Raw genomic sequence first — 26037 nt, 5'->3', positions numbered from 1 at the left:
GCGGCGGGGCCCCCGCCGGAGTGCTCCGGGCGGGGGCGCCGTCGTCGGGACACGGGTCGGATCGGCCGGGTGGCCGGCTCCCGTTATTCGGCGGTGAAGCCGATGTTCTCGTAGACGATGGAGGCCAGGCCATTGGCGCCCCAGTTGGCCACGTTCTCCCGCACCGCGAAGGTGCCCGGGCGCTGGAACAGCGGCACGGCCATGCTCTGCTCCCACAGCAGCCGGTCGATCTCGTTGGCGATCGCGGCGTAGTCCTCGGGGTCGACCGCCTCGGAGAGCTCCGCGAACTTCTCGTTGAGCTCGTCGGTGGTGAAGAAGGCGAGGTTGTTGCCCCAGTTGACCTCGCCCTCGTCTGTCTCGCCCACCGGGCCGGTGAAGTTCTCGGCGGAGTCGCCGCCGAAGGGGTTGGTCTTGGTGTAGACGAAGGTCGTCATGTCGTAGTTGCCGGGGACGATGTACTCCTCGAAGTACGCGGTGTTGGGAACACTCTCGATGTTCACCGCCACACCGATCTCCTGGAGCTGCGCCTGGGCGACCTCGGCCTCGTCGCGGGTGTTCTGGAGGTCCGAGGGGATGACCCAGTGGATCTCCAGCTCCTCCCCGTCGCGGGTGCGGGTCTCGCCCTCACCGGACTGGGTCCAGCCGGCCTCGTCGAGCATCTGCGCCGCCAGCTCGGGGTCGTACTCCCCGTAGCCCTCGCTGTTGTCCTGGAACCCGGTCTGGGTGGACGTGATCAGCCGGTTGACCGTGGGGTCGCTGGGCCACTCCACGCCGCTGAGCGTGGCCTCGGCCAGAGCGGAGCGGTCGATGGCGTGCACGAGGGCGTTGCGGACCTCGACGTCCTCCAGCAGCCGGCCCTCGCCGCCGTTGATGGAGATGTGCCGGTAGGCGTTGTCGATCCCGCGGGTGATGCGGATGCCCTCGAGGTCGCGCAGCTCCTCGAACTGGGCGGCCTCGTAGCCGAGGTAGTAGCCGTCGATCTCACCGTTGGCCATGACACCGGAGAGGGCGTCGTTGGCGTAGTGGTGGAAGATGATGGAGTCGAGGACCGCGGGCTCCCCCCACCAGTCCTCGTTCCGGTTCACCGTGATGGTCTCGCGGGTGTCGTCGAACTCCACGTCGCCGAACGGGCCCGCGGTGACCGGGAAGTCCCTCTCGTAGGCCGAGTTGAACTCCTCGGGGTCCTCCATGATCTCCTTGGGGTACAGCGGCTCGAACAGCCGCGCCCACTCCGCGTACGGGCTCTCGAACTGGAAGACGACCTGGTACTCGTCCTCGCCCTCGCTCACCTCCTCGATGAGCTCGTAGCCGGACTTGTCGCCGATCTCGAAGTCGGAGTCGTTCTCGCGGTTGCCGCCGAGGGTCTCGACCTGGGCCTCGTAGTCCTCCCAGGTGATCGGCTCACCGTTGGACCACACGGCGTCGGGGTTGAGCGTGAAGGTCAGCGTGAGGCCGTCCTCACTCAGCTCGTACTCGGTGACGTAGTCCTCGTCGGCGGCCACCTCGCCGTTCTCGTTGAAGTCGACCGGGATGGGCATCACGGCGGCGGCGATCCGCTGCACGTTGGCCAGGTTGCCCTGGACGTGGGCCATGTTGTACTGCGTGGGGTACTCGTTGATGCCCCAGTTGAAGGACCCGCCTTCTTCCAGTTCACCACGCTCGGTCGGGTTGATGTCGGTGGCCGGGATGTCGGCGAGGGTCTCCTCGCCGACGCCGTCCTCCTCGTCGCCTCCGCCGCCGCACGCTCCGGCCGCTAGGGCCACGACCATGAGGGGGGCGGCGAGCCTCGCCGCACGTCTGATTCTCATGGAACCTCCTCTGGTTTCTTCCTTGGGGGATCGACCGGGCCGAAGGGCCCGGCGAAGATCACAGGAGCTCGCGTTCCTCGGCGTGGTGGCAGGCCACGGCCTGGTCGGCCGAGCCGTTGCCGACGGGCGTGAGCTCCGGTTCCCGCTCCAGGCAGATCGCGCGTTCGGATTCGCCGAGCACGGCGAACTTCTGGCAGCGGGTCCGGAAGCTGCACCCGGTCGGCGGTGCGGCGGGATTGGGCAGGTCGCCCTTGAGCACGATGTGGCTCCGGGCCCGTTCCTTGTCGGGGTCGGGGACCGGGATCGCGGACAGCAGGGCCTGGGTGTAGGGGTGGGTCGGGTTCCGGTAGATGGAGTCGACGTCGCCGATCTCGACGATCTTGCCGAGGTACATCACCGCGACGCGGTCGGCGATGTGGCGGACGACGGAGAGGTCGTGCGCGACGAACAGGTAGGACAGGCCCAGGCGGGCCTTGAGCTCGTCGAGCAGGTTGATCACGCCGGCCTGGATCGAGACGTCGAGTGCGGACACCGGCTCGTCGAGGACGAGCAGGCGCGGTTCGAGTGCCAGGGCGCGGGCGATACCGATGCGCTGGCGCTGCCCGCCGGAGAACTCGGCGGGGTAGCGGGCCGCGTGGGCGGCCTCCAGGCCCACGAGCGCCAGCAGCTCGTGTACCCGGGCGCGCAGCCGCTCCTTGGGGTAGGAGTGGGTGCGCAGCGGTTCCGCGATCACCTCGAACACCGGCATGCGGGGGTCGAGGGAGCTCATGGGGTCCTGGAAGACCACCTGGACGTCGCGCCGGATGGCGAACCGCTCGGCGGCGCTGGCCTTGCCGGACTCCTTGCCCAGCACGACGACGGTCCCCTGCTGGGGCGCCTCGAGGCTGAGGATCTCCATCAGCGTGGTGGACTTGCCGCAGCCGGACTCGCCGACCAGGCCCAGGGTCTCGCCTTCGCGGATGTCGAACGTGATGCCGTCGACCGCGTAGACGGTGCCCACGCGGCGCTTGAACACCGCGCCCTTCAGCAGGGGGTGGTGCTTGACCAGGCCTTCGACGCTGAGCACGGTGGCGCGGTCGGCGCGCGGGACGCCGACGGTGCCGGCCTCGGGGATGTCGGGGACCGGGTAGACGTCGCGGGCGGTCCAGTCGTTCTGCTCGATCTCGCCGGCGCGGATGCACGCCGCGTGGTGGCCGGCGGCGCCCACGGGGTCGAGCGCGGGCTCGGCCTCGCGGCAGGCGTCGACGGCCAGGGGGCAGCGGGGCGAGAACGGGCACCCGGGGGGCAGGTCGCCGAGGGAGGGCGGGTTGCCGGTGATGGGGATCAGCGGCGTCTTCTCGGCCTCGTCCAGCCGCGGCACCGAGCCCAGCAGCCCCATGGTGTAGGGCATGCGGGTGCGGTAGTAGACGTCGTCGACGGATCCGACCTCGACCAGCCGTCCGGCGTACATGACCTGGACCCGGTCGACGAACCCCGCGACCACCCCGAGGTCGTGGGTGATCATGACGATGGCGGCGCCGGTCTCGCGCTGGGCGGTGCGCAGGACGTCGAGGATCTGCGCCTGGATGGTGACGTCGAGGGCGGTCGTGGGCTCGTCGCAGATGATGACGTCGGGGTCGTTGGCGATCGCGATGGCGATCATGACGCGCTGGCGCATGCCGCCGGAGAACTCGTGCGGGAACGCCTTGGCGCGCTGGGCGGCGTTGGGGATGCCGACGAGGTCGAGCAGTTCGACGGCGCGCTCCAGGGCCGCGGCCCGGCTGACGGTGCGGTCGTGCACCCGCACGGCTTCGGCGATCTGGTCGCCCACGGTGTAGACGGGGGTCAGGCCTGAGAGGGGGTCCTGGAACACCATGGCGATGGTGGATCCGCGCTTGGCGGACATGGCGCGGTCGTCGAGGCCGAGGAGCTCCTCGCCGTGCAGCCGGATGGAGCCCTTGACCTTGGCGTAGTCGGGCAGCAGGCCCATGGTGGCCAGTGACGACACCGACTTGCCCGAGCCGGATTCGCCGACGATGCCGAGGATCTCGCCGCGGCGCACGCTGTAGCTGACGCCGCGGACCGCGGTGACGTCGGGGTTCTTCCCGCTGCCGGGGAAGACCACGCTGAGGTCGGTGATCTCCAGGACGGGGGTGTCGGACGCGCCGGGCTCGCTGAGGGCCGGGCCGGTCTCTGTGGTCGTGCCGGTCATGTCTCTCCAACTCCCGTTTCTACGACCTGCGCTTGGACTGCGGGTCGAGCGCGTCTCGCAGCCCGTCGCCGATCAGGTTGACCGCCATGACCAGCACCACCAGCAGGGCCGTGCAGAACCAGAACGTCCAGGGGAAGGCCAGAGACTGGGTGGACCCGGAGGCGATGAGAGAACCCAGCGAGACATCGGGGGCCTGGACGCCGAAGCCGAAGTACGACAGCGAGGTCTCGGCGATGATCGCCGCGCTGACGTTGATGGTGGCGTCGACGATCAGCAGCGAGGACATGTTCGGGATGATGTGCCGGAAGATGATCTTGTGGTCGGGGACGCCCATGTAGCGCGCCGCGAGGACGTATTCGCGCTCCTTGAGCGAGATGGTCATGCCGCGCACCATCTTGGCGGTGACCATCCACGCGAGCGCGGCCAGCAGGATGACGAAGATGGGCCAGCCCTGGTCGCGCAGCGCCGGGTAGAGGATCGCCAGGACCAGGAAGTTCGGCAGGACCAGCATGAGGTCGGTGATCCACATCAGCACCCGGTCGGTGGCGCCGAGGAAGTAGCCGGCGAACGCCCCGACCACGGCCGCCACGGCGGTGGTGAGGACGGCCGCGCACAGCCCGATGATGATGGACTTCTGGAGCCCGACCATGGTCTGGGTGAAGATGTCGCGGCCGATGCTGTCGGTGCCGAACCAGTGCTCGGGCGAGGGGGGCTCGCGGCGGGCCAGGAGGTCGGCCTCGGTGAAGTCCCACGGGCTCAGCAGCGGGCCGACCCACGCAGCGAGGGTCAGCAGCACGAGGAGGGCCGCCCCGAACAGCACGCGGCGGGTGCGCAGCAGCTCGTGGAGCACGCCGGACCAGCGCCCGGGGGCCCGGATGTCGTCGGGGGAGCCGCCTGCGGATGCGTCCTCGGCCACGCGTTCGGCGGACATGCTCATGGGGTCGTCTCCAAGACGTCGGCGGGGAGGGGGCGGCGGCCCGGCTGCCAGCGCCGTGCGCACCCCGCGGGGTGCGCACGCCCGGCGGCGGGGGTGGCGGCGGAGGAGGTCATCGCTCAGCTCACCCGCACCCGCGGGTCCAGCCACGCGTAGAGGATGTCGGAGAGGAAGGACGCCGCCATGACGCAGACGGCCATGAAGCACGTGACGGCGGCCACCGCGTTCACGTCGTTCTGCACGATGGAGTCGACCACCCACGCGCCCATGCCGTGCCAGCCGTAGATCTTCTCGGTGAAGGTGGTGCCGGCCAGCAGGATCCCGAACGTGAACGTGAAGTAGGTGATCGTCGGGATGAGCGCGGTGCGCAGCGCGTGCTTGAGCAGGGCGGCCCGCCGGGTCAGCCCCTTGGCCATGGCGGTGCGCACGAAGTCGGCCCCGAGCACGTCGAGCATCATGTTGCGCTGGTAGCGGCTGAACGCGGCGAAGAGCGCGAGGGCGAGCGTGGCGGTGGGCAGGATGCCGTGCTGGAGGCGGTCGGCCAGGGTCCCCCAGAACCCGGCGTCGAGGCCCGCGGTGTACTCGCCGCCGTATTGCAGCCATTGTCGCCCGGTGGTGGCGTTGAACCAGCGCGCTGCCTCGCGCAGCGACACCGCGATGACGACCGTGGGCACGGCGAGCACCACGAAGGCCGCGGCGGTGGAGGCCTTGTCGAAGGCCCGGTACTGCTTGACGGCGGCGTAGGCGCCGATGGCCACGCCGACCGAGCAGCCGATGACCGTGCCGACCACGATCAGCCGCAGGGTCACCCCGGCCTTGCGGGTGACCTGCTCGTTGACGCTCTGGTCGGTGATGGTCTGCCCGAAGTCCCCGCTGGCGACGCCCGTTGCCCAGGTGGCGTAGCGTTCGGCCAGCGGGGTCCGGTCGTTGAGGTTGAGCTTGGTCAGCTCGCGCTCGATGGCCTCCTGGCTGGGCCGGGGCTGGAGCTGCTCGAAGTTGGTGCGCGGGCTCAGCGTGGTGGCGGCGAGCAGGTAGGCGAAGGTGGAGGCTAAGAAGATCAGGACGAGATAGCTCAGCAGTCTCCTGACCAGGAACATGCCCAATTGGTGCCCCTACCCTGTCGCCAGAACGCCCTGTGCCGGACCCGTCGCGGTGCGCCGCCGTCCGCCGCCCGAGCGGGATCGGGTGGAGCGGTACCCCTCATGTGCCATGAGGTCCAAGACCGTCCCGATCCTTCGTGGAGGGTGGCTCGGCGAAGGCGTCCGAACGCGATGGATCCGATTCACGGTCCGTGATCCGAATTCCCAGCAGTCTGCGGCATACCGGGACACCGCCCGGTCACCGCCACATCAAGAAAGCACAACGAGCGAAAGATTTCTCCACATCAGCCCAGCTCACCGAAATACACCGACAACAAGTACGCGAAGAGTCGCGTACGCCTCACGATACTCCGCGTAAACACGGAAGGTCACCCGGTGGGCGGCCCTTCGCCGCCCACCGGAACCGGACGCGGCTATTCCGAATGGACGATGATTCCGCGGATGTTCTTTCCCGCGTACATGTCGGCGTAGCCGGCGTTGATCTCGTCGAGACGGTAGCGCCGGGTGACCAGCTCGTCGAGCTTGAGCCGCCCCGCCTTGTACAGCTCCAGCAGCCGCGGGACCTCGAAGCCGGGCGTGCCCATCCCGAAGATGACGCCCTGGATGCGCTTCTCCATCATCGACAGCTCCCACAGGTTGATGGGCAGCCCCACCGCGGCGGCGTCGCCGATCCCGGTGACCACGACCGTCGACTGCTTGGCGATGGCCGAGAACGCCTGGGCGACGTGCTCGCCCGTGGTCACCCCCACGGCGACGACGGCGGCGTCGGCGCCCTGGCCGTTGGTGAGCAGCCGGGCGGCGTCGGCGGCCTCGGCGATGTCGGCGTAGGCGTGCGTGGCGCCCAGTTCGAGCGCCTTCGTCCGCTTGAACTCCACCGGGTCGACCGCGATGACGTAGGCCGCCCCCCGCGCGGCGGCCGCCTGCACGGCGTTGATGCCGATCCCGCCGACTCCCATGACGATGACGGTGTCGCCGTGGGCGACCTGCGCGGCGTACTCCACCGACCCCCAGCCGGTGGCCACCCCGCAGCTCACGAGCGCGGCGGCCTCGAAGGAGACGTCGTCGGGGATCTTCACCAGGGAGTACTGGGGGACGACGGCGTGCTCGGCGAAGGTGCCCAGCATCGTCATCTGGGAGACGTCGGCGCCCTTGTGGGTGGCGCGGAAGGTGCCGTCGAGCATGCCGCCGGTCAGCGCGTACATGCCGAGGTCGCAGAGGTTCATCTTGCCGCGGTAGCAGGACGGGCAGTTCCCGCAGCTGGGGACGAACTTGGCGGCCACCCGGTCACCGGGGGCGAACCGGGTCACCCCGGGGCCGACCTCCTCGACGATGCCCGCGCCCTCGTGCCCGCCGATGATCGGGGTGCTGCCCACCGGCATGTCCCCGGTCGCCACGTGTTCGTCGGAGTGGCAGAGCCCGGCGGCCTTGAACCGGACGAGGACCTCCTCGGACCGGGGCGGGGCGAGCTCGATGTCGATGACCTCCCAGCGACCTGGCTGTTCCAGCAATGCGGCGGCTCGTGTCTTCATCGTGGCGGTGGCCTTTCCGTGGGAACGATGGGATCGACGTCGCGCCGTGCAGAGCCCGGGAGGCAGGCCGGGGTTCCGGGAATCGGTCGGACCAGTCGAACACCGTGTTTCCGGAGTGTCAACAGGGGTCCGCTGCGGGCGGGAAAGGCCGCGCCCATTACCCGCATTTTCGGATAGCGGGTGGCCTCGTCGGCAATTCGCGCGCGACGGCCGGACACGCGCGGTTCGCGCGCACGGCCGTAAGGGAAGCGGGGGCGGCGGGCACGAAAACGGCGGAGCGCCGCCGCCCGGCCGGGCGGCGGCGCTCCATCGGCACGGGTCAGTGGCGGCTGGACGCGCTCCAGATGTTGATGCCGAGGTCGGTGGCGTGCTCGTCGATGGCGGCGAGCTCACCGGCCGTCAGCGGCGGCCCGCTGACCGCGGCGAGGCTGTCCTCCAGCTGGGCGACGCTGCTGGCGCCGATGAGTGCGGAGGTGACGCGCTCGTCGCGGAGCACCCAGGCCAGCGCGAGCTGCGCCAGGGTCTGGCCGCGCTCGGCGGCGATCGCGTTCAGCGCGCGGACCCGGTCCAGGTTGCCCTCGGTCAGCCAGGCGGAGGAGAACGCCTTGCCCGCGCGCAGGCGGGAGTCATCGGGCACGCCGTCGAGGTAGCGGCCGGTCAGCAGCCCCTGGGCCAGCGGGGAGAAGGCGATGCAGCCCGCGCCCACGCCCTCAAGGGTGGTGAGCAGGTCCTGGTCCTCGATCCAGCGGTTGACCATCGAGTAGGACGGCTGGTGGATGAGGAGCGGGGTGCCCATCTCGCGCAGGAGAGCGGCGGCCTCGGCGGTGCGCTCGGCTGAGTACGACGAGATGCCCGCGTAGAGCGCCTTGCCCGACCGCACCGCGTCCGACAGCGCCGACATGGTCTCTTCGAGCGGGGTGTCGGGGTCGAAGCGGTGGCTGTAGAAGATGTCGACGTGGTCGAGCCCCATGCGGGCCAGCGACTGGTCGAGGCTGGCCAGCAGGTACTTGCGGGATCCGCCGCCGCTGCCGTAGGGGCCGGGCCACATGTCGTAGCCCGCCTTGGTGGAGATGACGAGCTCGTCGCGGTAGGGGCGGAAGTCCTCGCGCAGGATGCGGCCGAAGTTCACCTCGGCCGACCCGGAGGGCGGGCCGTAGTTGTTGGCGAGGTCGAAGTGGGTGACCCCGAGGTCGAAGGCGCGCCGCAGGATGGCGCGCTGGGTGGTCAGCGACCGGTCGTCGCCGAAGTTCTGCCACAGGCCCAGGGAGATCGCGGGCAGGGCCAGGCCGCTGCGGCCGGAACGGCGGTAGGGCATCCGGCCGTCGTAGCGGGCCGGGTCTGCGGCGTGGACGCCGGCGGGGGCGACGTCGAGTCGGGGAACGTCTGCTTCTCGCACCATGTGCCCCATTCTTCCATCGAGCCCCGCCCGCCCCGGCCCGGCCTCGGGCGGGGGCGCGGGGCGGGCTGGAGCGGGCGGGGCCGGGGAGGGGGCGCGCGACCGGTGAACCGGTGCGGCTAGGAGCCGACCTCCCCGCCGTCCGTGCGCCAGATGGACACAACGGAGGGCCGGGGGAAGGGGCTGTCGTCCGGCCAGGTGCTCGTGGGCGCCTCGACCGTGCCGTCCTCGCCCGGGTGCTGCGGGGCGATGAAAACGGTGCGGTTGTCCTCGTAGATGAACGGCCCGCAGCACTCGGCCTCGACCGGAACCGTGGCGAACGTCTTCAGCTCACCGCGGTACCTGCCGTGCATGGGCACGGCGTGCAGGGCGTCGGCGCTGTCGATGGTGCCGGGGGCGCCGTCGGTGGCGATCCACAGGTTGCCGTGCCGGTCGAAGGCGACGTTGTCCGGGCAGGAGATCGGCGACACCTTCGACTTGTCGAAGCCGGCGAAGTAGGTCGACGGGTCCTCCGGGTCGCCGCAGACGATGGGCACCTGCCAGCCGAAGGTGGTGGCCCCGGCGTCGTTGCGCCGCTCGGTGATCTCCAGGATGTGCCCGAACTTGTTGGCCGCGCGCGGGTTGGGCTCGTCGGCCTGCTCGGGCGTACGGGCGGTGTTGTTGGTGAGCGCGCAGTAGACCTTGCCGGTCACCGGGTTGGGCTCGAAGTCCTCCGGCCGGTCCATCTTGGTGGCGCCGGCGGCGTCGGCGGCCAGGCGGGTGTGGATCAGGACCTCGGCGACGGTGAAGCCCTCGACGAAGCTCTCGCTGGCGTTGCACAGCGGGATCCACTCGCCGGCGCCGTCGAACTCGCCGTCCGAGGGGAGCTCGCCGGAGCCGTCGATCTCCTCGGCGGGGCTGTTGCCGGTGAGGCGGCCCACGTACAGGGTGCCGGAGTCGAGCAGCGTCGCGTTGTGGCGCGCGGAGCCGGGGCGGTACTTCCCGTCGCTGACGAACTTGTAGATGTACTCGAAGCGCTCGTCGTCGCCCATGTAGACGGCGACCCGGCGGTCGCGGGTGAGGCGGGTGGTGGCGCCCTCGTGCTTGAAGCGGCCCAGCATGGTGCGCTTGCGGGGCGTGGAGGTGGGGTCGAACGGGTCGATCTCCACGATCCAGCCGAAGCGGTTGGCCTCGTTGACGTGCTTGGACAGGTCGAAGCGCTCCTGTGCGCGGTCGAAGCGCCGGTTGTCCTCGCGGGTGTCGCCCTCGACGGCGATGCCGTAGCGCTTGAGCGCGGCCTTGGCGTCATCGGGGGCGGCCTCGCCGCCCACGAAGTACTGGTTGAAGTTCTCCTCGCCGCTGAGGATCGTCCCCCACGGGGTGGTGCCGCCCGCGCAGTTGTTGTTCATCCCGCTGACCTCGACACCCTCAGGGGAGGCCTCGGTGCGCAGCAGCTCGTGGCCGGCGGCCGGGCCGGAGAACTGCATCGGGGTGCTCATGGTGATGCGCCGGTTGTAGGGGCGCTCGCCCTCGGTGACGGCGCGCCAGGCGCCGGTGCCGCGGACACGCTCGATCTCGACGACGGACCCGCCGTGGGCGGCCATGCTGACCTTGATCTGCTCCAGGTCGGCGCTGTTGCCGTCGGTGTAGCCGGCGAACATCGTGTTCTCGTTGGTGTACTCGTGGTTGGCCCAGAGCAGCGCGCGGTCCTCGTCGATCGGCAGGACGGCGACGTAGTCGCTGTTGAAGCCGAACTGCTTCTCCTGCGCCTCGGCGGTCTGGTTCTCGAAGTCGAACTCCGGCGCGTCGGGCAGCACGGGGTCGCCCCAACGGATGATCACGTTGTGCTCGTAGCCCTCGGGGACGGTCACGACGTCGTCGTTGTTGGGGGCCACGGGCGTGAAGCCCAGCCGCGGGTTGCCCCGGCCGGCGGCCTGGGGCTCCGCAGCGGCGGTGGACATGCTGCTCAGGCCGATCGCCGAGACGCCGGCGCCGATCGCACCTGCGCGCAGCACGTTGCGCCGCGAGAGCGCGGTGGCGAAGATGTCGCCGAAGTAGGCGTTGGCGCTGGTGTTGGGTGCGTCGTGGAAGCAGGCGTCGCCGCAGCGGAAGCGGCACGTGACGCGGGATCTACCCCCGTTGTGGCCGAGAAGCGGCAGCAGTCGGCGGGGCGCGGATTGGGACACGGGTCCTCCTGAACGTGCGGGGATGGTCGGGCGGTCGCGTGCACCGGCCCTTGCCGGGGGCACGGTTGCGGCGGCGGTCGCCGGTACGCGGAATGGTGGCTGCCCGAACGCTCCTGACCTTGGCCTATGCGGCATTCGGGAGCGTGAATCCGCGGTGAATGCACCGCCAATTCCTCCGGCAAGCACGCCGCCTCCCGCCCCTCGCCGCCGGTGGGTCACCCGGGCGCCGCGCACGGTGACCGGCGGTGCCGGGGTGGCCCCGAGCGCCGGTCGCCGCGGCCTGCTCCACCGGGTACGTCCGGATTGCCACCGCTCCGCCTCTGTGCGACCTGGTTCATCCCCAGATCGGCGGCGGTTCTCACCCCCACCTGGTTCACCACGAGCCAACCCGCGTATTCTGGGCGTGGATGCGACCCCGACTGCTGTGAGGCTTGTCTCCGCGCACCCCGCGGATGTCCAGTACTGCACGAACCCCAACGCACTACCCCACGGGTGGGACCCCCGAAATCCCCCGATCGCGTCGTGACCCGTCGCCGGGCATCGAACGCACCTCCGGAGGCCCCGCTCAACGCACGTCACCGCGGTCCGATTCCGGCGTGGCGCCGCTCTATGTCACTGGGGAGTGAGAACACATGACCGATACCCCCGCGGCCAGGTCACAGCACGGCGCGCATACCGCAGGCCCGTCCGAGCGGCCGGGTGGGCTCGGCCTGCCCACCGGACGTCCGGCGAAACCCGTGGAAGAGCGCCATAGACCCCCACCCGATGTCCTGGGCCCGCCCACCCGGCGCCGCTTTCCCGGGATGGCCCACCAGATCCAGCATGCCCGCCGGTTCGTCGCGCGGGTCCTCGGGACCTGCCCCGAGATCACCACTGCCACCTTGCTGACCAGTGAGCTCGCCACCAACGCCATCACCCACAGCGCGTCGGGCTCGCCCGGCGGGAAGTTCGAGGTGACGGTCTACTGCGCCGAGGGGTGGAGCCGGGTGGAGGTGCGCGACCTCGGCAGCCCCGAGCAACCGCGGCCCCAGCACCGCGATCCCCACGACGTCACCGAGCACGGCCGAGGCCTCGACCTCGTCGAGGCGCTGGCGGCCAAGTGGGGCACCGATCCCCGCAGCGACGGGCTGGGCCGCATGGTCTGGTTCGAACTGGTCTGGGAGGCCGTCCCGGCGCCGGACGACGGCTGAGCGGGAAAGCACGAGGGGCCTCCCCGGCGGGGAGGCCCCTGTTTCGCCGTGTCGGGTTTTCGTGTGCGGTTCGGTGGGTGTGGTCGGGCGCGAGCCCTTGCACTATCGATCCTCCTCGGGGGCGGTCGGGGTGGGGGCGGGCGCGGCCGGGAGCCGGTACTTCTCGTACAGCTCGCGGGCGTAGTCCTTGGCCTCTTGGGACGGCTCCTCGCCGAGCTCCTCGCGTACGAGCCGGTCGAGATCGGTGTCGTTGCTCTCCATACGGGCAGCTTGCCCGCCATAGGCAGCGGTTAACAAATCCGTGTGCGGGAGTTGCGCCATCAGCAACGATTTCGGACGATCGGTGATATTTCCGGCGTGGGTTTTCTGTGTCCTCCGCGACCCCGGGGGCACCGCACCCCTACACGACACAACAACGGCCACCGCGGATGTACCGCGGTGGCCGTGTCGGAGTGGACGTCCGGTCAGCCCTGGCCGGTGTCCGCCCCCGATGCCGCGCTCTCGGCGGTCCGGGTCTGCGCCCGGACGGCGTCGATCTTGGCTTCGCGCTTGGCCGCACGCTTGGCCGCGCGCCGCTCCTTGCGCCCCTCGGTCATGGTGTAGAGCACCGGGACCAGGATCAGCGTGAGGAGCGTCGAGGTGATCAGGCCGCCGATGACCACGATCGCCAGCGGCTGCGAGATGAACGCGCCGCCGCCGGTGATCCCCAGCGCCATCGGGGTGAGGGCGCCGACCGTGGCCAGCGCGGTCATGAGGATGGGCCGCAGCCGGTGCCGCGAGCCCTCCACGACGGCCTCGCGCAGCTCCATGCCCTCCTCGCGGTACTGGTTGACCAGGTCGATGAGGACGATCGCGTTGGTGACGACGACGCCGATGAGCATCAGTAGGCCGATCATGGCCGGCAGCCCCAGAGGCTCGCCGGTGATCAGCAGCAGCCCCACGGAGCCGGTCGCCGCGAACGGGATCGACACGAGCAGGACGAGCGGCTGCATGAGGCTCTTGAACGTCGCGACCATGATCAGGTACACGATCGCGACCGCCGCCAGCATGGCGATCCCGAGCTGGGCGAACGCCTCGTCCTGCTCGGTGCTGGCGCCGCCGATGACGGCGGTGGCGCCGTCGGGCAGGTCCAGGCCGTCCAGCGTGGTGACCAGTTCGGCGCTGACCGCGCCCAGGTCGTCGGCGGTGGGCGTGGCCGAGATGGTCGCGCTGCGCACGCCGTCGGTACGCGACAGCTCGGGCGCTTGGGCGACCTCTTCGACGTCGGCGATCTCCGAGAGCCGGATCTCGTCGCCCGCCGGGGTGGCGATGGCCAGGTCCTCCAGGTCGGCCACGCTCTCAGGGGCGTCGTTGACGCGCACGACGATGTCGCGCTCGGCGTCGTCGATCGTCGCGCTGCCCACGGTGGTGCCCTGGAAGGCGCCGGTGACCGCCTGGCCGACCTGGCCTTCGGTCAGCCCTTCGTCGGCCGCCGTCTCGGCGTCGACCCGGACGTCCAGCGCGGGCTGGGCGGCGGCGAGGCTGTTCTCCACGTCGTCGGCGCCGGGGATGTCGCGGACGGCGTCCTCGACGATCCCGGTGGCCTCCTCCAGCGTGGCGCGCTCGTCGGCCTGCACCTCGACCTCGAGGGCGGAGCCGCCCATGCCGGCCGCGGCGTCCTGGAGGCGCGGCTCGTTGTCGGTGTCGACCTCGGCCAGCGCCTGGCGCAGCCGCTCCTGGTAGACCGCCTGGTCGCCGTCGGGGTCGGCGGTGATGGTGTAGCTGATGCTGTCGGCGGAGCCGCCGCCCATCATCATGCCCATCCCGCCGCCACCGCCGCCGGAGCCGAACGACGACTGGTAGGAGTCGATCCACTCCAGCTCGCCCAGCCGCTCCTCGACCTTGAGGGCCTCGGCGTCGGCCTCCTCCAGGGAGGTGCCCACGGGCAGGTCCTGGGTGACGCTGTAGTTGTTCTGGCCCTGGTCGCCGAGCAGGTTGGTCTGGAGGTTGCCCGCCAGGAAGACGGTCCCCGCCAGCAGCAGCACGGATGCGGCCAGGGTGATCACCCGGTGCCGGGTGGCCCAGCGGACGACCGGCAGGTAGGCGCGCTGCAACGGGGTACGCAGCTCGCGCCGGTACTCCTCGGCCTTGACCCGCTCCAGCTCCTCGGGCGGCACCACCTTGGGCCGCATGAACCAGTAGGCGAGCACCGGGATGATCGTCAGCGAGACCAGCAGCGACGCCGCCAGCGCGAGGCTGACCGTCACGGCGAAGGGCCGGAACAGCTCGCCCACCTGGCCGCTGACGAACCCGATCGGCAGGAACACGGCGATCGTGGTGAGGGTCGCGGCGGTGATCGCGGTGGCCACCTCGCGGACACCGGTGAACACCGCCGTATAGCGCTCCTCGCCATAGGACATGTGCCGCTTGATGTTCTCCAGCACCACGATGGAGTCGTCGACCACCCGGCCCACCGCCACCGTGAGCGCGCCCAGCGTGAGCAGGTTCAGCGAGTAGCCGAACGCCTGCACGCCGAGCATCGCCACCAGCAGCGACACCGGGATGGACACCGCGGTCACCAGCGTGGAGCGCAGCGACAGCAGGAACACCAGGATGATGATGACCGCGAAGGCGAGCCCGAGCAGGCCCTCCTCGGCCATGGCCACGATGGAGTCGTTGATGAAGGGGGCCTGGTCGAAGACGACCGAGATCTCGGCGTCCTCGCCGAGCAGCGGGCGCAGCTCCTCGAGCTGGGCCTGCACCTCCTCGGAGATCTCGACGGTGTTGCCCTCGGCGGTCTTGGTGATCATCACGCCGAGGCTCGGGATGCCGTCGGTCCGGGTGATGCTGGTGACGTCGTCGGCGCGCAGTTCGACGTCGGCGACGTCCTTGAGCTGCACCGGGTCCGCCGGGGCGGCGGCGGGCGCGCCCGGTGCGGCGGCCGCGGCGGAGGCGGATGCGGGCGCGGATCCGCCGGCCGGCAGCAGCCACATGTTCTCGACGTCCTCGACGGACTCCAGCCGGCCGCCGGTGGTGACGGTCAGGGTGCGGCCGTCCTCGGTGATCTCACCGCCGGGGGTGAGGGCGCCGCCGGCCTCCAGTGCCGACGTGAGGTCGGACGCCGTGAGCCCGGCGTCCTCCAGCTCGTCCTCGTCGGGTGAGACGGTGATCGTCTCCCCGCGCACGCCGGAGACGGTCGCGGCGCGCACGCCGGGGATCGACTCCAGTTCGGGGACCACCTGGTCCTGGAGCGGGCCGGCCAGCGCCTGTTCGTCGCCGTCGCCGGCGCCGGCGGCGAGCATCACCACGGGGATGTCGTCGGCGCCGAACGCCGAGACGTCGGGGTCGACGTCGTCGGGCAGCATCGGCGCGACCTGCTCGACCGCCTGGCGGAGTTCGCGGACGACCTCGCTGGTGTCGTCGCCGTAGTCGAACTCCGCGATGATCGAGGCGGAGCCGTCGGCGGCGGTGGAGGTGTAGGAGGTGATGCCGTCGGCGCCCTTGACCGCCTGTTCCAGGGGCTCGACGACCTCGCTCTCGACCACCTCGGGGGAGGCGCCCTGGTACTGGGCGCTGACGAAGACCATCGGCACGCTGAAGGACGGCATGAGCTCGCGCTTGGCCGACACGGTGGCCAGGAGGCCGAAGACGACCACCGCGAGGGTGATCAGCAGGATGAGTGCCCGGTTGCCGAGGGAGAGTTTCGCGAGTCGGTTCACGGGGTCCTCCGGTCGTGCGGCGTGCCGGCCGGCCGCGGGGACGCGAAGGGGTCGCCAAGGAAGGTCTTGGCCGATCTGGACATGAGAGTTGTCGCTCCTCAGATGGCGTGATTGCGCTGCAAACGGCACCGCTGCGACGAGCGGTCGAGGGTTGTCGACCCGTGCGGCAAGACGGGGCCGCACGGGGTAGTGCCGGGCACGCGAATTACACGATACGCGGCCGATCACCGATGCATCACCGCGAATAGGGCGACTTGGGACACCCGTCAGGGCCGTGTCAGCGATATGTCAGCGGGCCGACCGGCCGCCGCGAGCTGGGCATTGATCACCGTGCCCGCCGCTGCCGCTGACGCTGACGGCAGCGGCTCCGGATCGTCGGTCCGCTTCCGGACACGCTCCGGGGAACTCGCCCGGGGGCCGCCCCGGGGCGGCGTGACCGGAGCGGGTCAGCCGGCGGCGACGGGGGTGGTCTCGCCGGGCGGCAGGTGCTCCTCGGCGACCCCCCACACCACACGCAGCAGGTCGTCGAGGGCGTGCACCAGGGCGGGGTCGACCAGTTCGTAGCTGACCTGGCGGCCGCGGGCGGTGGTGGTCACCAGCCCGCATTCCCGCAGGCAGGCCAGGTGATTGGACACATTCTGCCGGGTAAGACCCAGTTGCTCCGCAAGACGGGCGGGGTAGCCGGGGCCGTCGAGCAGCGCCAGGAGGAGCCGGCAGCGGGTGGGGTCGGCGAGAGCGCGGCCGAGACGCTGGATGGCGGAGAGGCGCTGTTCGCTGGTCAACATGAAAACCATTTTACAGCATTTGCTGTATAGACACTCATCGCTGTATAAACACTGGAGGCTGAACTATCGAGCGCGGCCGCCTCGCTGGGCGGTCGGCGAAGGAGACGCACATGGGCCACGGACACGGGCACGCGACGGCGGCCGCCGCCAACCGCGGCCGGCTGACCATCGTCCTGGCGCTGATGCTGGTCGTCGCCGCGGTCCAGGTCGCCGGCGCCTACGGCGCCGGAAGCCTCGCCCTGCTCGCCGACGCCGGGCACACCGTCACCGACTCCTTCGGGGTGCTCCTCGCGCTCATCGCCGTCTGGTTCGCCGCGCGGCCGCCCAGCACCGTGCGGACCTTCGGCTACCAGCGCGCGGAGGTCCTCGCCGCGGCGGTCAACGCGCTCGTCCTGTTCGGCCTGTGCGCCTTCATCGCGATCGAGGCCGTCGAGCGGCTGATCACCCCCCGCCCCGTCGCCGGCGAGGGCATGGTCCTGGTGGCCGGCTTCGGGCTCGCCATGAACATCGTCGCCGTGTTCATCCTGCGTTCGGGGCAGAAGGAGAGCCTGAACGTCCGCGGCGCCTACCTGGAGGTGCTGAGCGACGCGCTGGCGTCGGTGGGCGTCATCGTCGGCGGTGTCCTCATCTGGCTCACCGGCTGGGAGCGTGCCGACACGCTGATCTCGCTGGCCATCGCCGCATTCATCGTGCCCCGCGCCTGGAGCCTGCTGCGCGAGGCCGTGCACGTCCTGCTGGAGGCGGCGCCGCGCAACGTCGACCTCGCCGAGGTCCGCCTGCACCTGCTGCGCCAGCCGGGCGTCCTGGACGTGCACGACCTGCACGCGTGGACCATCACCTCGGGGATCCCCGTCATGTCCGCCCACGTGGTGGTCGAGGAGGGCCGGCTCGCCGACGCCGGGCGCATGCTCGACGAGCTCCACGCCTGCCTGTCCGGGCACTTCGACGTGGAGCACTCCACCCTCCAGCTGGAGCCCGCCGGCCACGCCGACCACGAGGGCGCGCGGCACGACTGACGGGCCGCCCCCGACCCCCGCCCCCCCGGGAACCGCCCATCGGACGGCAAGCGACACGAAGGCGGATGACCTGGACACACCTCGGCGCACTCTGGCATAGTTCCTCCGGGCCGACGGCCCATGCCCGCGCCTCGGCCACGGCTCATGCGCGGGCACAGGTGTGCCGGGAAGACTGGTCGGCGATGCCATCGGCGTGCGCCGATGGCGCCGGCACACGGGGGGACCACGACCTATGACCGACCGACGCCGCCCGGGCGATCTGATCGACCTGCTCCGCTCCGACGCGGTCAGCGGCTTCCTGCTGATCCTGGGCGCCGTCGCGGCCCTGATCTGGGCCAACTCCCCCGGCAACGCCGCCTACGAGGCCATCCGCACCTTCACCTTCGGCCCCGAGAGCCTGCACCTGAACCTCTCGGTCGAGGCGTGGGCGGCCGACGGCCTGCTCGCGATCTTCTTCTTCGTCGTCGGCAACGAGCTGAAGCAGGAGTTCGTCCACGGCGAGCTGCGCAACCCCCGGCGGGCCATGCTGCCGATCGTCGCCGCCCTGAGCGGCATGGCGGTGCCCGCCCTGATCTACACCGCCATCAACTTCGGTCAGGGTGACGCACTGCGGGGCTGGGGCATCCCCATGGCCACCGACATCGCATTCGCGGTCGCGGTCCTCGCGGTGATCGGCCGCTACCTGCCGCCCGCGCTGCGGACCTTCCTGCTCACCCTGGCCATCGTGGACGACCTCGGGGCCATCGTCGTGATCGCGGTCTTCTACACCGACCACCTCTCCTTCCTGCCGCTGCTGGCCGCCTTCGCCCTGCTCGCGCTGTTCGGCCACCTCCAGACCGGCCGCGGGCTCGGCGCGGTGCTGCGCCGCTCCCCCGTCCCCGGCTGGGCCGTCTACCTGCCGATCGCGTTCGCCATCTGGGCGTTCATGCACGCCAGCGGGGTGCACGCGACCATCGCCGGCGTCGCCATGGGGCTGCTCATGCGGACGACCCCGCGGTCCGATGAGCAGCTCTCGCCCAGCCACCACGCCGAGCACCTCATCCGCCCGTGGACCACCGCTGTGGTGCTGCCGGTGTTCGCGCTGATGTCGGCCGGCGTCGTGTTCCCGGGCATCGGGCCGCTGCTCGCCGACTCCGCGGCCCTGGGCGCCGTCGTGGGCCTGGTCGTGGGCAAGCTCATCGGGATCCTGGGCGGGTCGTGGCTCACCACCCGGCTCACCGGAGCCGAGCTCAACCCGTCGCTGAGCTGGATCGACATCGCGGGGATGTCGCTGCTGGCGGGGATCGGCTTCACCGTGTCGCTCCTGGTGACGGAGCTGTCGTTCCCCGACGACCCGCAGATGATGTCCGACGCGAAGGGCGGCGTCCTGCTGGCGTCGCTGATCGCCACCGTCCTGGCCACGATCGTGCTGGGCTGGCGCAGCGCCCACTACCGGCGGCTCGCCGGCACCGGCACCGCGGCCCCGGCCGCCGGGCCGGGCGCGGGACGCACCTGACACCGCCGCACGGCGACACGCCGTGCGGCGGAGCCGCCCGGCAGGGGCGCGGACACGGTTGGATGGGCGCCGGGGACGGGCCCCGGTCCGCCGGGCCGGGCCACGCGGCCTTCACCGGTCCGGGGGCCCGCTGCCGCGCCTTCACCAGTCCGCCGGGCCCGCTGCCGCGGCCTTTCTGTGGGAACATCTCTCTCGATCGCAGGTGATGACGGGATGGCCGACCAACGATGCCTCTGCTGACGACCGCCGCGCGCAGCCGCCTGTCGCGGCTGCTGAACTGGGGGCGCACCAGGTTCACATCGGCTCTCGGCCCCACCCAGTCGGCGTGGGCCCGCCCGGCGCGGATCTTCGTCGCGCTGTTCCTCATCGCCGACCTCACCGGCACCGGCCTGCTCCTGCTGCCCATCAGCCACACAGAGGGCCATGGGCTGACCTTCATCCAGGCCCTGTTCACCGCCACGTCGGCGCTGTGCGTGTGCGGGCTGGCGGTGATCGGCATCGGCACCGACCTGTCGGTGTTCGGTGAACTGGTCGTCATGGTGCTGATCCAGGTCGGCGGCATCGGCATCATGACGCTGGCGTCGGTGCTGGGCGCGGTGGTGGTCCGCCGGTTCGGGCTGCGCATGCAGCTCAGCGTGCAGGCCGAGACCCGCAGCATGGCGGTGGGCGACGTGCGCGGGATGGTCACCCGCATCGTCACCATGAGCCTGGCCATCGAGGCGGTGATCGCCGCAGTCATGCTGCCGCGCTTCTGGGCCTCCTACGACATGGGGTTCGTGGGCTCGCTGTACACGTCCGTCTTCCACTCGGTCTCCGCGTTCAACAACGCGGGCCTCGCCCTGTACGACGACAGCCTCATGCGCTACGCGGACGACCCGGTGGTGCTGCTCCCCCTCGGGCTGGCCACCGTGATCGGCGGGCTCGGGTTCCCCGTCCTGCTGGAGATCCGGCGGCACATGGGCACCCACCGGGCCTGGAGCCTGCACACCAAGATCACGCTGGCCACGACGGCGCTGCTGCTGGCGGGTGGCACGCTGGCGGTGACCGTCCTGGAGTGGTCCAACCCCGGGACCCTGGGCCCGATGCCGATCGGCGACAAGCTGGTCAACGGCGTCTTCCACGGCATCATGCCGCGCAGCGGCGGGTTCAACTCGGTGGACGTGGGTGCCATGGACGAGGCCACGCTGCTCATCACGATCATGCTGATGTTCGTCGGCGGCGGCAGCGGCGGCACCGCCGGCGGCATCAAGGTCGCCACGCTCGCGGTCCTCTTCCTCGTGGTGTGGGCGGAGATCCGCGGCCACGCCGAGGTCCACGTGTTCGACCGGCGGCTCTCCCCCGGTGTCATCCGCCAGGCGCTCTCGCTGACCTTCCTGTCCATGACGGTCGTGGTGGGCTCCACCGTCGTCCTGCTGGTGGGCACCGGCTACACCCTGGTCGAGATCCTCTTCGAGGTAGTCTCGGCCACCGGGGTCGCCGGGCTGTCCACGGGCATCACCCCCGACCTCCCCCCACTGGCGCAGGGGCTGCTGGTGCTCCTGATGCTGGCGGGCCGCATCGGCCCGGTGACCTTCGCCTCGGCCCTCGCACTGCGGGAGCACACCCGCCGCTACGATCTGGCCGAGGCGCGGCCGATCATCGGTTGACGACATCTGAGGAGCACACTGTGCAGCGGAGCAAACCCCAGGACAAGCGCGTCCTGGTCATCGGGCTGGGCCGGTTCGGGAGTTCGCTGGCCCTGGAACTCGTGACGCACGGCTGGGAGGTCCTGGGCGTGGACTCCAACCCGCGCCTGGTCCAGGCCTACGCCGACTCGCTGACCCACACCGTGGTCGCCGACGCCACCGACGACGAGGCGCTGCGCCAGATCGGGGCGCACGAGTTCTCGCGTGCGGTGGTCGCGATCGGCAGCCACCTGGAGGAGAGCATCCTGACCACGTCACTGCTCGTGGACATGAGCGTCCAGCGCATCTGGGCGAAGGCCATCAGCCGCCGCCACGGGCGCATCCTCCAGCAGATCGGCGCGCACAACGTCGTGCTGCCCGAGCACGACATGGGCGAGCGCGTCGCCCACCTGGTTTCGGGCCGGATGCTGGACTACGTGGAGATCGAGGAGAACTTCGCCCTGGGCAAGACCCGCGCCCCGCGCGAGATGATCGGCCGCCGGCTCGGCGAGACCGGGGTGCGGGCCAAGCACGGCATCACCGTCGTGTGCATCAAGCGCCACGGCGAGCAGTTCACCTACGCCACCGCCGAGACCGTGCCGCAGAAGGGCGACATCATCGTCGTGGCCGGCAAGACCGACGACGTGGAGCGGTTCGCGGAGATCAACTGACCGCCCGCAGAACCGACCATCCCGACCAATCCCCACTAACCACCCAATTCACCACAAAAATTGACAATCGTTTTCATTGTCGCCATGATGATGGCCATGCGATCACGGAGGTCTGTGAAGGTGGCCGCGCTGTGCGCGGCGGGGGTGGCTGCGCTGGCCGGGTGCGGCGGCGGGGCCGGAGCCGGCAACGGCGGCGACGGAATCGGCGTGGTCACGGGCGTCTACCCGCTGGAGTGGCTGGCCGGCCAGGTGGGCGGCGAGCACGTCGAGGTCACCAACCTCACCGAGCCGGGCGCCGAACCGCACGACCTCGAGCTCACCCCGCGCCAGATCGGCTCCGTCTCCTCCGCCGACGTCGTGTTCTTCGTGCACGGCCTCCAGCCGGCCGTGGACGACGCCGTCGAACAAGAGGGCGGTGACAACGCCCTCGACGTCGGCGACATCGTGGACCTGCGCCCGGCCACCGAGGAAGAGGGCGACGCCCACGCCGGCGAGGACGCCCACGCCGACGAAGGCGCGGAGGACGCCCACGGCGATGAGGACGCCCACGCCGACGAAGGCGCGGAGGACGCCCACGGCGATGAGGGCGGCGAAGAGGGCCACGGGCACGGCGACACCGATCCACACATGTGGCTCGACACCGACCGCATGGCGCAGGCGGCAGCGGGCCTGGCCGAGCGCCTCGGCGAGGCCGACCCCGGCAACGCCGCCGACTACACCGCCAACGCCGAGCGGGTCGCGGGCCGGCTGGCGGACATCGGGACCGAGTACACCGATGGCCTCGCCGACTGCGAGAGCCGCGACATGGTCGTCAGCCACGCCGCCTTCGGCTACCTCGCCGACGCCCACGACCTGCACCAGATCGGGGTGAGCGGCATCGACCCCGAGGCCGAGCCCTCGCCCGCGCGGCTGGCCGAGGTCGCCGAACTCGTCGAGAACGACGGCATCACCACGGTCTTCACCGAGACCCTCACGAGCCCCCGGGTCGCCGAGACCATCGCCGCGGAGACGGGCGCCGAGACCGCGGTGCTCGACCCCCTCGAAGGCATCACCGACCAGTCGCCCGGCGACGACTACCCGTCGGTGATGCGCGCGAACCTGGAGGCCCTGACCGGCGCGCTGCGCTGCTCCTGACGCCCCCCGGCCCGCCCTATGGGCGGCCCCGCCACGGTGCGGGGCCGCCCATTGTCGTATGTGCAATCCCGGTCACGCCGACGGGATTGCACATGCTTGCATACCGCCTACATCTGCGCGAACTCCAGGACCACGGCCGTGCACGTGCGATATCCTGGCCAAAGTACGGTGCCGATGCACGTGCATACGCGGGTGCATCGGTACTCCCCCGAGTACGAACCTCTGGTGGACAAGGAGCTTCCCCAATGAGCCCCTACAACGGCATCTCGGCATCCGAACTCCAGAACGTCACATGGCAGAAGAGCCCGCGCAGCAACTCCCAGGGGGCCTGCGTCGAGCTCGCAAGACTGGCCGACGGCTCCATCGCCGTGCGCAACTCGCGTTTCCCCAGCGGCCCGGCCCTGGTCTACACCCAGGCCGAAATCGACGCGCTGATCCTCGGCGCCAAGGACGGAGACTTCGACAACCTGCTGGGCTGACCCGGCACGGCTCCGTCCCGCACCGGCCGCGCACCGGAGCGGGGCGCACCGGTCCCCCGGGGGCTCCACACCGCGGCCGGGGTGGGGCTCCCACCCGGCCGCGGGCACGCGGCTACAGCTCGTCGATCATCTGCTTGAGGATGCCCTTGGTGTCGGCCGGAGGCTGGGCGATCACGCTCAGCCGCTCCATGGCCATGGTGTAGGCGTCGATGTCCTGCCGCTTGTCGAGGCAGATCGATCCGGTCAGCTGCTCCAGGTAGATGATGTCGGAGAGCCCGAAGTCGGGGTAGCGCAGGATGGTGAACGACCCCGCCTCGGCGGCGTGCGCACCCGCGCTGAACGGGATGATCTGCAGCGTGATGTCCGGGTGGTCGCAGAACTCGATCAGGCGGTGCAGCTGCTGCCGCATGATCTCGACCCCGCCCACCGGGCGGCGGACCGCGGCCTCGTCCAGGATCGCCCAGAACTTGACCCCGTTGCCGCGCTCGATGTGGCGCTGGCGCCGCATGCGCACGGTGATCCTCGGCTCGGCCGTGGGGTCGGGCGTGGCTCCGCCGCCGGTGATGATGGCGCGGGCGTACTCCTCGGTCTGGAGGACACCGGGCACGAACTGGGCCTCATAGACCCGGATCCGCGTGGCGGCCTCCTCGAGCCCCACGTACACCTGGAACCAGTTGGGCAGCGCCTCGCCGTACTGCTGCCACCAGCCCGGCTTCTTGGTGTCGCGGGCCATCTGCGACATCGTGGCGATCAGCTCGCGATCGGTGACCCCGTACAGCCGCAGCAGGTCCTCGACATCGCGGTCCTTGAACCCGACCCGGCCCAGCTCCATCCGGCTGATCTTGGATTCCGACCCGCGGATGTGATGCCCGGCCTCGCCGCGGCTGATCCCCTTGGCTTCGCGGTATTTGCGCAGCTCCGAACCGAGCAGCATCCGGCGCACCGTGGGACCGCTCCCCCTCTGTAGACGAGCAATGTCCACAGTCGCTGCCTCCCCACCCGTCGATCTCGCGCTCGAAATCCCGCCGCCGACGCCCGCTATGGCGCCATATGGCCTACCTGTACGCCTACACGATATCGCCGATGCGCACGCTACTCGGCTCGCGGGCACCGCGATTCCCCGTTGTTGGACGGCGAAATGCCCGGCGCACGCGGGCGGGGCGGCGCGACCGCCCCCTCGCCGCCGCGGCGGTCAACGCAGCAGGGCCCAGACGTACTTGCCCGCCGGCCGGACCGGCACGACCCCCCAATCGGTCGCGAAGCAGGCCACGAGGTGCAGGCCGCGCCCGGTCTCCAGCATGAAGTCCGGCTCGCGCCGCGCGGGCAGCAGGTCGCTCCCGTCGCGGACGGCGCAGATCAGCTCGCCGCCGTGGCGCAGGATGCAGACCTCGATGGTGTCCCGGCGGCCGATTGCGGCCTCGGCGGGCCGGGATGCGTGCCGCAGGGCGTTGGTCACGAGTTCGGACAGGATGAGTTCGGCGTCGTTCGCGAAGCCGCCCATCGACCACTGGCGCAGGGCACCCGCGGCGACCTCCCGGGCGCCGGCCGCCGCACCGGGCCCGGCCTCCAGCGTCCAGCAGAGGGCGTCCTGCCGCGGCCCGCCCGCCGGGCACTCGCGCGGCGCCGCCGCCTTGTCGTGGAGGACGCTGAACCACCACCCCCGGGGGGCGGCCACGGCGGAAGCCGCCGTACATCCCCATGCGCCGATCCTTCCTCGTGCTCCCCGGGTTCGTTGTCCGGTCACCGCGATCCCCTTGCCGTCGTCTCGATCGAACGGCACCGGCTCGGGTGATCGCCGGCACCTCTGGGGGGAGAGCAAGCGCATGGACCATATGCACGTGCATTCTCCTCATGCACGCATCCTAGGACAACGATGGGCCGCCGGTGGGGGAAAGCCGGAGTTCTCCGGAGAGTCTCCCCCGGAGCGCCGGAAAAGCCACCCGGCCCGCTCACACGGCGGAGAGCCGGTGCGCCGCGACGCGGTCGGGATAGTCGCTGATGATCCCGTCGACGCCGTCGCGGATGAGCCGCCGGATCGCGGTGTCGTTGTTGGCGGTCCATCCGAACAGCGCCAGGCCCTGCGCGTGGGCGTGCCGCACATAGGGCGCGGTCACGCGGAGGTGATGGGGGTGGATCTGGCGGGCATAGCGCGCGATCCGGCGCAGGCCGAGCCGCCCGTAGGTCTTGCCCAGGACGGCGGTGTGCAGGCCGGGGACGGCCTCGGCGACCGCCCTCAGGGTCACCCAGTCGAAGCTCTGGAGGATCAGCCGCCCCTGGCCGCGGCGCCAATGGGAGTCGGCGTTGAGCCGGTCGGCGAGGCGGCGCCGCATCTCCGGGTCGCGGCGCTCCACCTTGAGCTCGACGAGCGCGCCCAGGCCGCATTCGCGCAGCACCGCCAGCGCCTCCTCCAGGGTGGGCACCCGCTCCCCGGCGAAGGCGTCGCCGAACCAGGAGCCGGCGTCCAGGCGGCGGATCTCGGCGAGCGTGAAGTCGGCGACCCGCAGGGAGCGGCGGTCGGGGTAGACCTCGGCGACGTCGGTGGTCCGGCGCAGCGTGGGGTCGTGGACGACGACGAACGCGCCGTCGGCGGTCTGGCGCACGTCGATCTCCGCCATGTCGGCGCCGTGCAGGCGGGCCAGGCGCAGCGCGGACAGCGTGTTCTCGGGCGCATACGCGGAGGCCCCGCGGTGCGCCACGACGATCACCGGCGCGGCCCGGCGGCCGCGCCCCGGGCCGGCAGTGGACGGGGGCACTCACCCGATGCGCGGGTCCGCGCGCCCGA

At 71.0% G+C, this 26037-nt stretch carries 20 protein-coding genes; 7 read left to right on the top strand and 13 right to left on the bottom strand.

Going from position 1 to position 26037, the window contains the following annotated elements:
- Positions 1-83: 83 nt before the first annotated feature.
- From ACFOVU_RS05285 to ACFOVU_RS05255, 7 genes are all read right to left on the bottom strand, one after another.
- Positions 84-1808 (bottom strand): ABC transporter family substrate-binding protein, encoded by a 1725-nt coding sequence (locus tag ACFOVU_RS05285; RefSeq protein WP_378530320.1) that lies wholly within the window; start codon positions 1806-1808, stop codon positions 84-86.
- Between the two features lie 58 nt (positions 1809-1866).
- Positions 1867-3999 carry a dipeptide ABC transporter ATP-binding protein gene (locus ACFOVU_RS05280; protein ID WP_378530318.1) on the bottom strand — a complete coding sequence of 711 codons (2133 nt, stop codon included), beginning with the start codon at positions 3997-3999 and terminating at the stop codon, positions 1867-1869.
- Between the two features lie 19 nt (positions 4000-4018).
- Positions 4019-4936: an ABC transporter permease gene (locus ACFOVU_RS05275; RefSeq protein ID WP_378530316.1), complete on the bottom strand. Its 918-nt coding sequence runs from the start codon at positions 4934-4936 to the stop codon at positions 4019-4021.
- A 116-nt stretch (positions 4937-5052) separates the two neighbouring features.
- Entirely contained in the window at positions 5053-6036 is a 984-nt protein-coding gene (locus ACFOVU_RS05270) for an ABC transporter permease (RefSeq protein WP_378530314.1), read from the bottom strand.
- A 410-nt stretch (positions 6037-6446) separates the two neighbouring features.
- Complete coding sequence (locus ACFOVU_RS05265; protein ID WP_378530312.1) at positions 6447-7562, bottom strand: NDMA-dependent alcohol dehydrogenase; 1116 nt, start codon at positions 7560-7562, stop codon at positions 6447-6449.
- 319 nt (positions 7563-7881) lie between these two features.
- Positions 7882-8961, bottom strand: coding sequence for an L-glyceraldehyde 3-phosphate reductase (mgrA, locus tag ACFOVU_RS05260; protein WP_378530310.1), 1080 nt, complete (start codon positions 8959-8961; stop codon positions 7882-7884).
- A 116-nt stretch (positions 8962-9077) separates the two neighbouring features.
- Positions 9078-11123, bottom strand: a complete 2046-nt coding sequence (locus ACFOVU_RS05255; RefSeq protein ID WP_378530308.1) for a PhoX family protein — start codon at positions 11121-11123, stop codon at positions 9078-9080.
- Between the two features lie 737 nt (positions 11124-11860).
- Between ACFOVU_RS05255 and ACFOVU_RS05250 the strand changes: the two genes are divergently transcribed.
- Entirely contained in the window at positions 11861-12313 is a 453-nt protein-coding gene (locus ACFOVU_RS05250) for an ATP-binding protein (RefSeq protein WP_378531180.1), read from the top strand.
- A 102-nt stretch (positions 12314-12415) separates the two neighbouring features.
- Here the strand turns inward: ACFOVU_RS05250 and ACFOVU_RS05245 are convergent, their stop codons facing one another.
- The 3 genes from ACFOVU_RS05245 to cmtR form a co-directional block, all read right to left on the bottom strand.
- Entirely contained in the window at positions 12416-12574 is a 159-nt protein-coding gene (locus tag ACFOVU_RS05245; protein WP_378530306.1) for a hypothetical protein, read from the bottom strand.
- Between the two features lie 203 nt (positions 12575-12777).
- Positions 12778-16011 carry an efflux RND transporter permease subunit gene (locus ACFOVU_RS05240; protein ID WP_378530304.1) on the bottom strand — a complete coding sequence of 1078 codons (3234 nt, stop codon included), beginning with the start codon at positions 16009-16011 and terminating at the stop codon, positions 12778-12780.
- A gap of 446 nt (positions 16012-16457) precedes the next feature.
- A complete protein-coding gene (gene cmtR, locus ACFOVU_RS05235; RefSeq protein ID WP_378530302.1) occupies positions 16458-16796 on the bottom strand; it encodes a Cd(II)/Pb(II)-sensing metalloregulatory transcriptional regulator CmtR in 339 nt (112 codons plus the stop codon).
- Positions 16797-16906: 110 nt separating this feature from the next.
- On the opposite strand from cmtR, the gene ACFOVU_RS05230 reads away from it, so the two are divergent.
- The 6 genes from ACFOVU_RS05230 (at position 16907) to ACFOVU_RS05205 (ending at position 23255) form a co-directional block, all read left to right on the top strand.
- Entirely contained in the window at positions 16907-17812 is a 906-nt protein-coding gene (locus ACFOVU_RS05230) for a cation diffusion facilitator family transporter (RefSeq protein WP_378530300.1), read from the top strand.
- Positions 17813-18044: 232 nt separating this feature from the next.
- Complete coding sequence (gene nhaA / locus ACFOVU_RS05225) at positions 18045-19307, top strand: Na+/H+ antiporter NhaA (protein WP_378530299.1); 1263 nt, start codon at positions 18045-18047, stop codon at positions 19305-19307.
- 227 nt (positions 19308-19534) lie between these two features.
- Complete coding sequence (locus tag ACFOVU_RS05220) at positions 19535-20953, top strand: TrkH family potassium uptake protein (protein WP_378530297.1); 1419 nt, start codon at positions 19535-19537, stop codon at positions 20951-20953.
- Between the two features lie 20 nt (positions 20954-20973).
- Positions 20974-21642: a potassium channel family protein gene (locus ACFOVU_RS05215; RefSeq protein WP_378530295.1), complete on the top strand. Its 669-nt coding sequence runs from the start codon at positions 20974-20976 to the stop codon at positions 21640-21642.
- A 96-nt stretch (positions 21643-21738) separates the two neighbouring features.
- Complete coding sequence (locus ACFOVU_RS05210) at positions 21739-22776, top strand: metal ABC transporter solute-binding protein, Zn/Mn family (RefSeq protein WP_378530293.1); 1038 nt, start codon at positions 21739-21741, stop codon at positions 22774-22776.
- A gap of 245 nt (positions 22777-23021) precedes the next feature.
- The gene (locus ACFOVU_RS05205) at positions 23022-23255 is read left to right on the top strand and encodes a DUF397 domain-containing protein (protein WP_378530291.1); all 234 of its coding nucleotides are present in this window, start codon (positions 23022-23024) and stop codon (positions 23253-23255) included.
- 112 nt (positions 23256-23367) lie between these two features.
- On the opposite strand, the gene ACFOVU_RS05200 is transcribed toward ACFOVU_RS05205, so the two are convergent.
- The 3 genes from ACFOVU_RS05200 to ACFOVU_RS05190 form a co-directional block, all read right to left on the bottom strand.
- Positions 23368-24189, bottom strand: coding sequence for a helix-turn-helix domain-containing protein (locus ACFOVU_RS05200; RefSeq protein ID WP_378530290.1), 822 nt, complete (start codon positions 24187-24189; stop codon positions 23368-23370).
- Between the two features lie 258 nt (positions 24190-24447).
- Positions 24448-24930 carry an ATP-binding protein gene (locus tag ACFOVU_RS05195; protein WP_378530289.1) on the bottom strand — a complete coding sequence of 161 codons (483 nt, stop codon included), beginning with the start codon at positions 24928-24930 and terminating at the stop codon, positions 24448-24450.
- A gap of 274 nt (positions 24931-25204) precedes the next feature.
- A complete protein-coding gene (locus tag ACFOVU_RS05190; RefSeq protein ID WP_378530288.1) occupies positions 25205-26008 on the bottom strand; it encodes a glycerophosphodiester phosphodiesterase in 804 nt (267 codons plus the stop codon).
- Between the last annotated feature and the right edge of the window lie 29 nt (positions 26009-26037).

Origin of the sequence: Nocardiopsis sediminis, from assembly GCF_042650565.1 — a bacterium.
In the GTDB taxonomy this organism is placed as follows: domain Bacteria; phylum Actinomycetota; class Actinomycetes; order Streptosporangiales; family Streptosporangiaceae; genus Nocardiopsis_B; species Nocardiopsis_B sediminis.
This window is presented reverse-complemented; position numbering and strand designations above follow the sequence as displayed.